Raw genomic sequence first — 13,049 nt, 5'->3', positions numbered from 1 at the left:
CCATGGAACAGGTCATCGCCAACGGATTGTATCTCGGCGCCCAGTACGCGCTGATCGCGCTCGGGCTAACCCTGATCTTCGCCCTGATGAACGTGCTGAATTTCGCCCACGGGCAGATGTACGTTCTGGGCGGGTTCATCACCTATACCGTCTACGGCCAACTCGGCCTGCCTTTCGTGGTGGCGCTGCTGGCCTCCGGCGTGACGCTCGCCGTCATCGGCGCGCTGATGGAGAGATTCCTCTTTCGAACGGTTATCCGCCGCAGTCACCGCGAGGAGAGCACCATGCTGCTCGCCGCGGCCACGGCCTTCTTCTTCGACGCCGTCATCCTGCTCATGTTCGGTGAGAAGCAGCGCGGTGTTCCCAAGATCGTCAAGGGCGTCTTCAACGAAGCCGGCATCATCATGCCTTATGACCGCCTGGTTGTCGGCGCTCTGGCCATCGTCTTCATCGCCGCCTTTGTCCTTTACATGCAGTACAGCCGGGTCGGCCGCGCCATGCGCGCGCTCGCCCAGGACCGTGTCGCGGCCCAGCTGATGGGTGTCAGGGTCGACCGCTATTCGATGATCGGCTTCGCGCTCGGCGCCATGCTGGCGGGCGTTGTCGGCGGCCTGCTGGTCACCATCACCGGCGTCAATTCCGGCATTGGCGGCCCGATCTCGATCAAGGCCTTCCTGATGGTGATGATCGGCGGCGCCGGGGTCGTCGGCGGGGCGATCGCCGGCGGCTTCATCCTCGGCATGATGGAATCGGTCGGCCTCACCGCGCTGCGCGAATATGGCGACGTCACCTACCTCGTCATCTTCGCCGCCCTGATGGTGTTTCTGTCGATCCGCCCCAACGGGCTGATGGGCAAGCCGTGGGGTTGAGCGCGCCATGACCCGCAATCGCAACATGAAGATCGCTTCGGTCGCAACCTTCCTGGCGATCGTCTTCATCGCCGTGCCGGCCGCGATCTCGGCAAGCGGCCGCATCGACCTCTACTACACGCTGACTTCGGTGGCGCTGCTCAGCATCGCTAGCGCCGGCGTGTGGCTCACCTTCTACATCGGCCGCATCAATATCGGCCAGGGCGCCTATGCGCTGATGGGCGGCTATGTCTCGGCCATACTGGTGATGAACCACGGCTGGTCGTTCTGGCTGACGCTGCCTGTCGCCGGTCTCTTCTGCGCCGCCGCGAGCGTGCTGATCGGTCTGCCGATCCTGCGGTTGCGCGGCGTCTATTTCGCCATGGTGACGCTGGTTCTGACCGAGGTCGTGCGGCTCTTGGCGCTGGCGCTGCCGATCACCAACGGCGCCAAGGGCATAGTCAGCATCCCGCTGCCCGGCGCGCTCTCGGTCTTCGGGCTGACCATCATCCCGGACTTCGCCACGCTGCAGAATTCGCGGCTCGCGTTCTACCTGCTGGCGGTCACGCTGATGGTGGGCTGCTTCGCGGTGATGTATCGGCTGGTCAACTCGCGCATCGGCAAGCTCTGCCAGTCGCTGCAGCAGAACGAGGAACTCGCCTCCTCGATCGGCGTCAACATCGCCTATCTGCGCGTCATCGCCTATGCGGTGTCCTCCTTCTTCGGTGGGCTTGCCGGCGCCATCTTCGCCGCCATCTCGCAGTCGATCTATCCGTCGAGCTTCACGGTCACCGATTCCGTCAACTTCATGCTGAACTGCTTCCTCGGCGGCCTCGGCTACGTGTTCGGTCCGATGCTCGGCACGCTGGTGCTCTATTTCGGCTGGGACCTCTTGTTCCAGACCGGCCAGTTCCAGCTCCTGATATATTCCGGCCTGATGATCGTATTGATGCTGGTGCTGCCAAACGGCCTGCTCAGCCTCACGGTTCCGACCCGGAAGAAGGCTTGAGCCATGGCCGAAATGCTCGAAGTTTCCGGCATCACCAAGCGCTTCGGCGGTCTCGTCGCGGTCAACAACGTCTCCTTCTCGGTGCGCGAGAAGGAGATTCTCTCGGTCATCGGTCCGAACGGCGCCGGCAAATCGACGCTGTTCAAGCTGATCTCGTCGTTCCTCAGGCCAACGTCCGGCGAGGTCCGCCTGAAGGGTGAACGCATCTCCGGCATGGCGCCGCATATTGCCGCGCGCAAGGGCGTCGTGCGCACCTTCCAGGAAACGACGATCTTCAAGAACATGAGCGTGCGCGACAACGTCATCATCGCGCATCATCTGCGCTCGAAGGCGAGCCTCGTCGGTTTCTTTCTCGGCACCGGCACGGCCAAGGCAGACGAAGCGGCTTTCGGCCAGTCCGCCGACGAGATCCTGGCGCTGCTCGGCCTGGCTTCGCTTGCCAGCGAGATCGCCCGCAACCTGCCACATGGCCATTTGCGGGCGCTGGGCATCGCTATCGGCCTTGCCACCGATCCCTCGATCCTGCTGCTCGACGAGCCCTTCGCCGGCATGAATCACGAAGAGACGATGCGCATGGTGGCGATGGTGCGGCGCCTGCGCGATCTCGGCCTTACCATCCTGCTCGTCGAGCACGACATGCCGGCCGTGATGAAGATCTCGGACCGTATCGTGGTGCTCAATTTCGGGCAGAAGATCGCCGAGGGAACACCGTCGGAAATCCAGGCCAACGAGAAGGTCATCGAAGCCTATCTCGGCAGCGAAGACGAGGCGATCGGGCTATGAACCAGATCCTGAACTTCGCCGGCGTCGAACTCTATTACGATCACGTCTATGCGCTGAAGGGCGTCTCGCTCGAGGTCAATGAGGGTGAGACCGTCGCGCTGATCGGCGCCAACGGCGCCGGCAAGTCGTCGATCCTGCGCGCCATCACCGGACTCAGCCGGATCAGGTCCGGCGAGATCCACTACAGCGGCAAGCGCATCGACGGTGCCGCTCCAGACGAGATCGTCAAGATGGGCATCGCCATGGTGCCGGAAGGGCGCCGCGTCTTTCCCTATATGACGGTCAGGGACAACCTTTTGATGGGTGCCTTCACGCGCTCGAGCAAGGCCGAGATCGCGGCGACCTTGGAGATGGTGCTGGGGCGCTTTCCCCGGCTGAAGGAGCGCTTCTCCCAAGCTGCCGGCACGATGAGCGGCGGCGAACAGCAGATGCTGGTCATCGGCCGCGCGCTGATGGCCAAGCCGAAGCTTTTGCTGCTCGACGAGCCGTCGCTCGGAGTCGCGCCAAAACTTGTCCAGGACATCGCCCGCTCGATTGTCGCCATCAACCGCGACGAGAAGGTCAGCGTTCTGTTGGTCGAGCAGAATTCCCGCATGGCGCTTCGCATTTCGCAGCGCGCCTATGCGCTGACCACCGGCAGCGTCGCCCTGAGCGGCAACTCCGCCGAACTGCTGAGCGACGACCGGGTCAAGCGTCTTTATCTCGGCGGCGAGATCTGAGGCTGATTTTAATGCGCATACTCGTCATCAACCCCAACACGACCGCGTCGATGACCGGCAAGATCGGCAAGGCGGCGACAAGCGTCGCCTCATCAGGAACCGAAATCGTCGCTGTCAATCCGGCCGATGGGCCGCCGAGCATCGAGGGCTATTTCGACGAGGTGTTCGCCGTACCGGGCATCATTGCCGAGATGAGCAAGGCGCCGGCGGCGGATGCCTATGTGATCGCCTGCTTCGACGATACCGGGCTCGACGCCGCGCGCTGCGCGACCGAAGCGCCGGTCATCGGCATCGGCGAGGCGGCCTTCCATCTCGCCAGCCTTGTCGCCGGCAAGTTCAGCGTGGTCACCACGCTCGCCCGCTCAGTCCCCGCCATCGAGCACAACCTTGCGAAATACGGTCTTGCCTCGCGCTGCGCCAAAGTGCGCTCGTCGGAAGTTGCCGTGCTCGAACTTGAACGGCCAGGCTCGAACGCCAGGCATCGGATCTCGGACGAGATCGCGCGCGCCATTCGCGAGGATCACGCCGAGGCGATCGTGCTGGGCTGCGCCGGCATGGCCGACCTTGCGCACAGCCTGTCGCAAGAGCATGGCGTTCCGGTGCTTGACGGCGTCGTCTGCGCCGTCACCCTGGCCGAGAGCCTGTTCAAGGTCGGCTTGAAGACATCGAAGATCGGCGGCTATGCCGCCCCGCGAGGCAAGCGTTTCGCGGGCATCTTCGCTTCGGCGTCTCCCCCGGGCGCAGGTTCGCCTGGGTAAACGTGGCCCCGGGAGATCGGTGCCGCGGGATTGACCGGGGCGCGAGCGCCATTAGATTGGACCGGCTGCTGGCGATTTGGGGGCAGAGCGGGCCGCGTCGGGCCTGCGCATTGAAAGCATGTTGACGGTACTCAGAGAAGACGATCGCGACGACAAGCCGGCAGCGCGCTGGTCGCCGATCTACTATGGGCTGAGAGACGCCATCGTCAGCCATCGTCTCGCCCCGGGGACCAAGCTGCCGGAGGACGAACTGGCGTCGATCTATTCGGTGAGTCGCACCGTCGTCCGCGCCGCCTTGCAGGCCCTTGCGCATGACCGGCTGGCGCGGCTGGAGCCCAATCGCGGAGCCTTCGTCGCGCAGCCCTCGAAGATCGAGGCGCGCGAAGTGTTCGAGGCAAGGGCGCTGATCGAGCCCAAGGTGGCGGCGCTCGCCGCCAAGGCGGCGGTGCCCTCCGACATCGCGCAATTGCGAATGCACCTGGAGAAGGAGCATGAGGCGCTGCATGCCGGTCGCGACAGCGACGCCATCATGCTGTCGGCGCGCTTCCATGTCGGCATCGCCGAGATCGCGGCGCATTCGGTATTCACCAACTTCGTGCGCGACCTCGTCTCGCATTCCTCGCTGATCATCGCGCTCTACTGGAAACGCCGCGACGCGACCTGCGAGAAACATGCCCATCACGCACTGGTCGACGCCATTGAAGCCGGCGACAGCGCCGACGCCGCGGCGCTGATGAACAGCCATCTGGTCGATCTGCTCTCCGGGCTCGATCTCACCGACAAGGTCGAGAAGTCCGACAGCCTCGCTGATCTGCTCCGCGCCTGAAGGAGGCGTGTGCCCCGAGGCCGAGATAGGCTGACATGCCCTTGGCGCGGGTCAGCGCCACCAGCGGCGAGATCAGGCCTTGCTTCACCGTGTCATGCACCTGCGGAAGCGGCACTACCGATACTTTGACGCCGGCCTGCGCTATCGCCACCCCATCCAGTCGTGGATCGCTGCCCGATCGGCCTGATGCGCTAGACCTGGGCCTGCCGTTCCCTCGGCCGTTTTCGGGAGGTCTCGGCGCCGCCTCGATACCTGATGTGATCGATGAACGCGCGCAGCTTGGGCAGGACCTGATGTTTTTCCGGATAGTAGAGGAAGACACCCGGCGATGTCGCAGCGAAGGCCGAAAGCAGCGTTTCGAGGCGCCCGTCCGCGAGCGCCGCGGCGGCAATCGGGCTTGGCACCTGGGCAAGCCCGGCGCCCCGGATCGCAGCGCCAAGCAGCGTGGGATAGTCGTGTGCAATGAACGGCCCGGAAACGATTGCCTCGACCGCCTTGTTGCCTTTGGCGAAGCGCCACGGCGCGACCGAACCGTTCGATCGGCGCAGGCGCAGGCAGGCATGGTGGCGCAGATCCTCGATGCGCTCCGGCGTTGTTCGCTGGCGTAGATAGTCGGGACTGCCGACGACCACCATCGGGAAGGACGGCGTCAGTCGAACCGCGACCATGTCGGCCGCGATGAGGTCGCCGAGCCGGATACCGGCGTCGAATCCCTCGGCTGCGAGGTCCGCCAGCTCGCCGCTAGCGACGATCTCCAGCTCGATCTCGGGATAGGCCTGGCAGAAGGACGCGATCATCGGCTCCAGCAGCGTCGGCACCACCGCAGGCGGTACCGACAGGCGCAAAAGCCCAGCCGGCCGCTGGCCGACTTCGCGCGCGACCTCGCTTGCTGCTACCAATTCCTCGAAGGCTGGCCGGGCACGCGAGAAAAAACGCTCGCCGGCTTCGGTCAGGCCGACGCTGCGTGTCGTGCGGACGAACAGCGCGGCGCCGATGCGCGCTTCCAATGTCCGCACCGCCTGGCTGATCGCCGATGGCGTGACGCCGAGCTCCGCCGCCGCCTTGCGGAAATTGCGATGCCTGGCGACGCTCAGGAACGCCTCGACGCCGTCGAGGGCGCCATGCCGGACTGTGAAGTTTTGCTTCATGACCCATTGAGATTATCGCGGATAGTTCCCGGCACAAAGCGGTCGTATCTGTGTTGTCGATTGGAAGGCTGGAGGGAAGTGGCAATGACGGACGATTTGGATCGCGTGCGGTTGCGGGCGTCGGGGCCGCCGCCTTCGCTAAATCTCTGTTGGAAGGCCGTCTCGGTATCCTGAAGGCGGTATTCGAAGCCGTTCCAGCCAATCTCTAACGGGAGGCAAGTATGACGCCGGCGACGATCTTCAACATCCATCTCGTCCTGGGCTACGTCCCGTGGCTGCTCTGCTTCGGCGCCTATATCTGGCCGAGGCTCAGGCTCATGGACCGCGTCGAGGCGCAGCGCGCTATCGCGACGCTGCACAGCTTCCGCTTCTTCGGGCTGGTCTTCCTGGTTCCGGGCGTGGTTGGCCCGAACCTCCCGGCGGACTTCGCGGTCTTTGCCGCCTATGGCGATTTCGCGACCGGGCTGCTGGCCATGCTGGCGCTGCTTGGCGTGAAGCGGTCCTCGATCTTCTGGCCGTCCGTCGCGGCCTTCAATCTGGTGGGAATAGTCGACCTCGTCGGCGACTACTATCACGGCACCGTGCTTCATCTGCCCGAGCAGGCCGGGCAGCTGGGCGCCGCATACGCGATCCCGATCATCTATGTGCCCCTGCTGATGATTACGCACGTGGCCGCCCTTTATCTTCTGGCGCGACCTCAGCCCAAGACCGAGCCGGGCGCGGACAATAGGAAGGCGGGCGGTCTCAGTTCCCTTCGCTCTCCTTCATCCGTTCGATGATCGATCGGGCCGTCTTTTCGCCGAGCTTCGTTTGCTCGTTCTGCACCATCGCCAGCGCCGTTCCCGGCTCGCCCTCCCACAGGATCAGGCTTGCCGCGCCGACCAGCCCGGCGCGGTCGCCGAGTTCGGCCGGCACGATCGGCACGTCGCGATAGGCTTGCATGGCGCGTTCCTCGACCGTCGCCCTGATGCCCGGCGCCAGCAGATCGAACCCGTTTGCGAGGCCGCCCCCCATGACGATCAGGTCCGGCGAATAGAGATGCAGGAGATTGGTGAAGCCGATGCCCAGCCATTTCGCCTCGGTCTCGACCAGTTCGCGGGCGGCCGCGTCGCCGGCGCGCGCGGCATCCACGACATGCCGGGCCGAGACGTCGCCGTCGTCGGAAAGACGTCTGAGCACCGAGCCGTCGCCTGGCTTGGTGAGGCGGGTCGCCCGGCGCCCGAGCGCGGTGCCGGAAGCAACGGCCTCGAAGCAGCCGACGTTGCCGCAGAAACAGCGGTCGCCTTCGCCGGTGATGGTCATGTGGCCGATCTCGGCCGCGAGCCCGCGTCTTCCATGGTAGATGTGGCCATCAGCGACCACGCCGCCGCCGATGCCGGTCGAGACGGTGACGAAGACCAGCGAGCCCGCGCCGCGGCCAGCGCCGAAACGCCACTCGCCGAGCGCCGCGGCATTGGCGTCGTTCTCCAGCCGTACCGGCAAGCCGAACTGGCGGCTGAGGATGTCGATCAGCGGCACGTTGTGCCAGCCGGCGAGCGTCGGCGGCCCGATGACGATGCCTGCCTTGGGGTCGAGCGGCCCCGGCGCGCACATGCCGATGCCGCTGACCTTTGCCTGCGGGTGTTCTTTAAGCAGCCTGTCCGCCAGCGCGATGATCTGGCCGATGACCGCTTCCGATCCGGCGCCGGCGAGCGTCGGCGCCGAGACGCGCTTGACGACCTCGCCGCTGCGCTCGACCAGCGCGCCGCGCAGTTCCGTGCCGCCGAGATCGAAGGCAAGGGCGATCGTGCTCATCAGGCGGCGGCCTTCAGTCCATGCAGCCAGGCCATGCGCTGGGCGAGATCGGGATCGCCGAAAGCGAGCGAGCCCAGCACCACCGTGTCGGCGCCGGCGGCGCGCAGCAGCGGCACCGTCTCATGGCGGATGCCGCCATCGGCGGCGAGCCGGATGTCGGCCTCGCGGCCGGCCTTCCTCATCAGGGCGCGCGCCCCGACCAGCCTTGGGCAGGCTTCCTCGGACAGGCTCTGTCCCTTCACCCCGATCGAGGTGCCGAGCAGCGTCACGAAGGCCACGCGTGGCAGGAACGGCTCGATCGCTTCAACCGGCGTCTCCAGCCGCAGCACCACGCCGGCCTCTGCGCCGAGCTCGCGCGCCAGCTTCACGGCGCGCAAGCCTGCCGCGCCGTTCTCGGCATGGATGGTGACGAGATCGGCACCAGCCTCGATGAACTGGCGCGTCTGAGCCTCGACGATCTCGGCCTCGACCATCAGATGAACGTGGATCGGCTTCGCCGTCAGCCTGGCGATGCGCGCCACCATGTCGGGGAAGAACAAGAAGCCGGGGGTGAAGCGGGCGTCCGCCACGTCGATGTGGTGCAGATCGGCATGGGGTTCGATGCGATTCAGGTCGCGCTCCATATTGGCGAGATCCGCCGACCACAGCGAGAATTCGCCGATAAGCCGGTTGCGCGGCAGTGCGGCTATTGCCGCGGGTCCGGAGACGGGTTTGGCGGTCATGACGGAATGAGGCTCCGGGCATTCGAGTTGGACTGGAGGAAGGAACTGATCTGCTCGTGCAGTTCGATGAAATGTCTGGCGCTGTTGCTCGCCTTCGGCGTGATTTCGGCGAAGACCGCGTGCGGCATCGCGGCGGCAAGCGTGTAGGCGCTCGATAGCGGATGCACCGCGTCCATCGCGTTGCCGACGACCAGCCCAGGAATTTCGAGCGCCGCGACGTCGCGGTCGCAAACGCCTGGACCGTCGCCGGCGATGTCGGCGAGCACTTGCGCGAACTCCTTGGCGTCGGGCCGGTCGAAATAGCCGAGCAGCGAGGACAGATTGTCGGGCGCCTCGCGGTAGAGCCGCGTGGCCGTGTCCGATCGTGCGAAGATCGTCCGCCCTTTGTCGGCCCCGTGTTCCAGGATGAGCTCGGCGGCCTCGGTGATCGGCTGCATGTTCTGCGGTGCCGGCGAAAACGTCCATGCCGGCCGCACCAGGACCAGGGCGGCGACGCGCCGCGGATGACGGCAGGCGAGGCGAAGCGCGATCGCGGCGCCCATCGAGACGCCGCCGGCAACGAAGCGGTCGAGGCCGGCACGATCGGCAGCGGCAAGCACATCGTCAGCGAAGATTTCGAACGAGAACGGCCGCCGCTTGCCAAGCCCAGAGCCGCCATGCCCGCGGCATTCCAGCGTGATGCGCCGGAAGCCTGCGGGGAAAGTCTGCGTGACCTGCGCCTCGCCGCCGCCGAGCCCATGCTGAAAGACGACCGCCAGGCCTTCGCCGGTGTCGGTCATATGCAGCGTGGCACCGTCGCGCAGCAGCGTGCCCATCACATGAGCCCCTTGAGGAAGCGGGCGACGCCCGGCGCTTCCTCGGCCGAAAGCCCGTGCGTCACCAGCGGCCCGTCGAAGCCTGTGGCCCTCAGGCGAGCGACGAAGTCGTCGAAGTCGACCACGCCTCGTCCGGCCGTGGCGAAGCGCCCATCGGCGAAACGGTCCTTGGCGTGCGCAAGCGCGACATGACCAGCCGTGCGCTCGACCGCTTCAGCAACGATGCCGCGTGCCTCGTCGGCATTCGCTCGCTCGAACAGATTGGCGGGGTCGAGCACGATGCGCAGCCGGTTCGAACCCATCTCGGAAATCAGCCGCGCGGCGTCATCGGCGGAGGTGACGATGTTGGCTTGCTCCGGCTCGATGCCGAGATCGACGCCGTGGCGCTCGGCGAGCTGAAGCGCCTTCTCCATTTCCCGCGCCATGTCGGCCCAAGCCGAGGGATCGGCATTGTCGGGGTGGTGCGCCCATTGTTCCTCGGCGTTGCGCGTTCCGGTGCACAGTGTCACCAGCGGGATCGAAAGCCTGGCGGCTGCCTCAATGACCACCCCGAGCCGCCGCAGCCCGTCATCACGCACCCGGCTGTCCGGATGCGCCATGTTGTAGGTTCCCGACAGCGCGACGAGACCGACGCCGCTAGCCTTGGCCGCTGCATCGATGGCGCGGATCGCTTCGTCGGGAACATCGTCCGGCATCGACGGCAGGCCGGCGCAGCCAAGGTTGAACTGGGTGACTGCGAAGCCCGCTTCGCGAACGGCGGCGAGCACGCCGGCCGGCTCGCCGCCTGGAAAAGTCTTGGCGAACACCCCGACCTGCATCAGACCGCTCCGGTGACGCCGGCGAGCTCAACGCGCTGGCCGCTTTCGACCGAGCGGGCGATCGCCACCATGGCACGGATCGAAGCGAGCCCGTCCTCCACGGTAGCGCCGCGCTGCGGCGCGCCGTTGAGCACCGTGTCGGCGAGGCCTTCCAGTTGGCGGCGGAAGAAGTGGCCGTCGGCGCCGAGCGGCTTGCGCGACGTCGCGTCCTTCTCGTGGAAAATGTCGACCTCGCTGGCGCGGAAATACCAAGGATTGAAGGTCTTCGCGATCACCGAGCCGTTCTCGCCATAGAGCTGGAAGCCCTCGTGCCAGTCCATGCGTACCGCAACGGTCAGATCGAGATGGCCGAGCGCGCCATTGGCGAACTCCGTCTCGACGAACCAGCAATAAGCGCCGAAGCGTTGGTTGAGCCGCGCGCGCACGGCGGTGATGTCGCCGCACAGGAAGCGCGCCGTGTCGACCAGATGCGAGCCATGCGCCAGCATGAAATACTGTCTCAGGTCCGCCTTCGGATTGCCGGCCGGCTTCCTCGCCAGCTTGCTGGTGACGGGCAGCGGCTGCACGGCGTCGGTATTGGTGTAGCGATGGGTGGAATCGCAATACCAGGCCTTCAGCGCCAGGATCTCGCCCATCTCGTCGCGCACGAAATCGCGCGCCGCCTCCAGCGCCGGGTCGAAGCGCTTCATATGCCCGACCTGAAGCACCTTGCCGGAGCGCTTGACCGCTTCCGCCAGCCTCTCGCCTTCTTCGACGGAAATGCCGATCGGCTTTTCGCAAAGCGCGTGCTTGCCGGCTTCGAGCGCCCGGATCGACATCGGCACGTGGTACGCGTCGGACGTCGCGACGATCACCGCCTCCAACTTGGGGTCGGCGAGCATCTCGTCATAGTCGCCATACATTTTTTCGGGCTCGTAGGTGGCGCTCATGCGCGCAAGCAGGTCGGGCGCCGCGTCGCAGATCGCGTAGAGGTCGGCATTGGCTGCCTTCACGCAGGATTCCAGATGCGCGAACTGCGCGATCGGCCCGCAGCCGAGCACACCGACACGAAGACGACGGTCTTGTTTGCGGATCATCGCCTCAAGCCCCGTAGCCGCGCATGGTCTGGCGATTGGTCTTCACCGCGCCAGCCGGATCGGCGGCGGCGGTTTCGGATTCCTCCTCCAGCACCAGCCAGCCGCTGAAGTTGGGCGCGGCGCTGGCGATCTCGATCACCTTAGCCGTGTCGCAGACACCCTGGCCGAGCATCGCCCAACTGCCGTTGGCATCGACGTCTTTCAGATGCACATAGCGAATGCGGTCGCGATAGGTGGTGAGCGTATCGGCCATGTCCTGACGGCCGCGCAGGATGTGGCCGGTGTCCGGCACCCAGCCGACCAGCGACGCATCGATCAGCCCGAAGATGCGGTCATAGTCGGCGCGGTCGAAAAGCAAAGTGTTGTGGTGCGAGCTCGGATGGACCGCGACCTGGACGCCGGCCTTGCGGCCGAGCTCGCCGGCCTTGTTGTAGACCTCGGCGGCGATGGCGAATTTGTGGTCGCGCGGGCCGTCGGAGACGACGGTTGCCGAGCCCATCGACACCAGCGCTCCCGGAAAGGCGGCGGCGAAGTCGATCCAACGCCCGGCGGTTTCGAGGTCCTCGCCGATTTTCTCCTTGAGCGTGAAGCCGCTCTTCGAGCCGAAGGCGAACGAGACCAGCATGAGGCCGGATGTCTTCAACGCGGCGGCGAACTCCGCAGGCTTGCCGGCATAGCGACCGATCATCGTGTCGGTGATCTCGATGCCGGCATAGCCGCCGTCGGAAATCGCCTTGATGAGATCGTCCGGGCCGCCGCCAAAACGGTCGCCGAGCATCTCCCAGGTAAAAGTCTGGCAGCCGACTTTGAGGTCTTTCACGTTCATTCTTTCATTCCTTGATACCGCCCATTCCTTGGTGTCGCTCTGCGTCTTCATGGGAGGGACGTCCTACTTGACCGAGCCCGCGGTCATGCCTGCGAGGAAGAATCTCTGGGCAACGAGGTAGATGAGCAAAAGCGGTAACGAGCCGAGCACGCTCATCGCCATCATCTGGTTCCATTCGAAGGCGTGCTGCCCCATCAACAGCTGGATGCCGATCGGCACGGTGCGCATGGACGTCGACTTGGTCAGCGTCAGCGCAAAGAGAAATTCGTTCCAGCATAACAGGAAGGTGTAGACAGACGTCGCCGCGATACCAGGCAGCGAGATCGGGACGATCACCCGCCAAAGCGCTGTCCAACTGGTGCCGCCGTCGACAGCCACCGCTTCATCGAGATCGCGGGGCAAGGTGTTGAGATATCCCGTCATCAGCAGGATCGCGTAGGGCAGCGTAAACACCAAGTAAGTCAGGATGAGCGCGATATAGGTGTCGAAGATGCGATACGAGACGACAAGCCCGAAGAAGGGGATGAGAAGCGTGATCGGCGGAATCGTCTGCGTGCTGATGATGAGTGTGTTCAGGCTGCCCTTGCCGCGAAAGTTGAAGCGGCTGAACCCGTAGGCCGCCAGCAAGGCGATCAGCACCGTCAGCACGGTCACCGCTGCCGCCACGAAGTAGCTGTTGAAGAAGAAGCGCAGCTTTACCGGGTCGCCAACGATGGCTGCGTACGCTTCCAGCGTGAAGGCCTTCGGCAGGATGGTTGGTGGCAGGGCAAAGATTTCGGTATTCGACTTGAACGAGCTGCTGAGCATCCAGTAGATCGGGAAGGCCGCGAAAAAGAGCCCCGCGACAAGCGCTACATGGAGCGCGACGGTGATCAGCCTGTCTTTCGGCGTGTGCCTTTTCCTCATG

15 protein-coding genes and 1 pseudogene are annotated in these 13,049 nt (G+C 65.2%); 7 read left to right on the top strand and 9 right to left on the bottom strand.

Features of this window, described 5'->3' with window-relative positions; genetic code table 11:
• Positions 1–2: 2 nt before the first annotated feature.
• From CK224_RS11445 to CK224_RS11420, 6 genes are all read left to right on the top strand, one after another.
• Positions 3–869: a branched-chain amino acid ABC transporter permease gene (locus CK224_RS11445; RefSeq protein ID WP_066989049.1), complete on the top strand. Its 867-nt coding sequence runs from the start codon at positions 3–5 to the stop codon at positions 867–869.
• Between the two features lie 7 nt (positions 870–876).
• Positions 877–1,857 (top strand): branched-chain amino acid ABC transporter permease, encoded by a 981-nt coding sequence (locus CK224_RS11440; protein ID WP_095781824.1) that lies wholly within the window; start codon positions 877–879, stop codon positions 1,855–1,857.
• Positions 1,858–1,860: 3 nt separating this feature from the next.
• A complete protein-coding gene (locus CK224_RS11435) occupies positions 1,861–2,640 on the top strand; it encodes an ABC transporter ATP-binding protein (protein ID WP_095776295.1) in 780 nt (259 codons plus the stop codon).
• Positions 2,637–3,359 (top strand): ABC transporter ATP-binding protein, encoded by a 723-nt coding sequence (locus CK224_RS11430; RefSeq protein WP_095781823.1) that lies wholly within the window; start codon positions 2,637–2,639, stop codon positions 3,357–3,359. Before CK224_RS11435 ends, CK224_RS11430 begins: the two co-directional genes overlap by 4 nt.
• A gap of 11 nt (positions 3,360–3,370) precedes the next feature.
• Complete coding sequence (locus tag CK224_RS11425; RefSeq protein ID WP_095781822.1) at positions 3,371–4,117, top strand: aspartate/glutamate racemase family protein; 747 nt, start codon at positions 3,371–3,373, stop codon at positions 4,115–4,117.
• A gap of 118 nt (positions 4,118–4,235) precedes the next feature.
• Positions 4,236–4,943: a GntR family transcriptional regulator gene (locus CK224_RS11420; RefSeq protein WP_066989406.1), complete on the top strand. Its 708-nt coding sequence runs from the start codon at positions 4,236–4,238 to the stop codon at positions 4,941–4,943.
• Positions 4,944–4,950: 7 nt separating this feature from the next.
• Here CK224_RS11420 and CK224_RS31925 read toward each other — a convergent pair.
• Both CK224_RS31925 and CK224_RS11410 read right to left on the bottom strand, forming a co-directional pair.
• A pseudogene (locus CK224_RS31925) lies at positions 4,951–5,085 on the bottom strand (NAD-dependent dehydratase); the annotation flags it as partial.
• A gap of 49 nt (positions 5,086–5,134) precedes the next feature.
• Positions 5,135–6,091 carry a LysR family transcriptional regulator gene (locus tag CK224_RS11410; protein ID WP_066989039.1) on the bottom strand — a complete coding sequence of 319 codons (957 nt, stop codon included), beginning with the start codon at positions 6,089–6,091 and terminating at the stop codon, positions 5,135–5,137.
• A gap of 221 nt (positions 6,092–6,312) precedes the next feature.
• On the opposite strand from CK224_RS11410, the gene CK224_RS11405 reads away from it, so the two are divergent.
• On the top strand, positions 6,313–6,870 hold the full coding sequence (locus tag CK224_RS11405) for a hypothetical protein (protein WP_245307625.1): 558 nt from the start codon (positions 6,313–6,315) through the stop codon (positions 6,868–6,870).
• Here CK224_RS11405 and CK224_RS11400 read toward each other — a convergent pair.
• The 7 genes from CK224_RS11400 to CK224_RS11370 form a co-directional block, all read right to left on the bottom strand.
• Entirely contained in the window at positions 6,836–7,885 is a 1,050-nt protein-coding gene (locus CK224_RS11400; RefSeq protein ID WP_066989037.1) for an ROK family protein, read from the bottom strand. The genes CK224_RS11405 and CK224_RS11400 overlap by 35 nt on opposite strands.
• A complete protein-coding gene (locus CK224_RS11395) occupies positions 7,885–8,607 on the bottom strand; it encodes a ribulose-phosphate 3-epimerase (protein ID WP_095781821.1) in 723 nt (240 codons plus the stop codon). Before CK224_RS11395 ends, CK224_RS11400 begins: the two co-directional genes overlap by 1 nt.
• Positions 8,604–9,422, bottom strand: coding sequence for an alpha/beta hydrolase (locus tag CK224_RS11390; protein ID WP_095781820.1), 819 nt, complete (start codon positions 9,420–9,422; stop codon positions 8,604–8,606). The genes CK224_RS11395 and CK224_RS11390 overlap by 4 nt, the downstream gene beginning before the upstream one ends.
• Positions 9,422–10,240: a sugar phosphate isomerase/epimerase family protein gene (locus tag CK224_RS11385; protein ID WP_095781819.1), complete on the bottom strand. Its 819-nt coding sequence runs from the start codon at positions 10,238–10,240 to the stop codon at positions 9,422–9,424. Before CK224_RS11385 ends, CK224_RS11390 begins: the two co-directional genes overlap by 1 nt.
• Positions 10,240–11,316, bottom strand: coding sequence for a Gfo/Idh/MocA family oxidoreductase (locus CK224_RS11380; RefSeq protein WP_095781818.1), 1,077 nt, complete (start codon positions 11,314–11,316; stop codon positions 10,240–10,242). The genes CK224_RS11385 and CK224_RS11380 overlap by 1 nt, the downstream gene beginning before the upstream one ends.
• A gap of 4 nt (positions 11,317–11,320) precedes the next feature.
• Positions 11,321–12,142 (bottom strand): sugar phosphate isomerase/epimerase, encoded by an 822-nt coding sequence (locus tag CK224_RS11375; protein WP_095781817.1) that lies wholly within the window; start codon positions 12,140–12,142, stop codon positions 11,321–11,323.
• Between the two features lie 63 nt (positions 12,143–12,205).
• A complete protein-coding gene (locus tag CK224_RS11370) occupies positions 12,206–13,048 on the bottom strand; it encodes a carbohydrate ABC transporter permease (protein ID WP_095781816.1) in 843 nt (280 codons plus the stop codon).
• Between the last annotated feature and the right edge of the window lies 1 nt (position 13,049).

Origin of the sequence: Mesorhizobium sp. WSM3862 (assembly GCF_002294985.1) — a bacterium.
Lineage (GTDB): Bacteria > Pseudomonadota > Alphaproteobacteria > Rhizobiales > Rhizobiaceae > Mesorhizobium.
The sequence above is the reverse complement of the archived record's forward strand: the minus strand, read 5'-3'. Positions and strand labels throughout refer to the sequence as shown.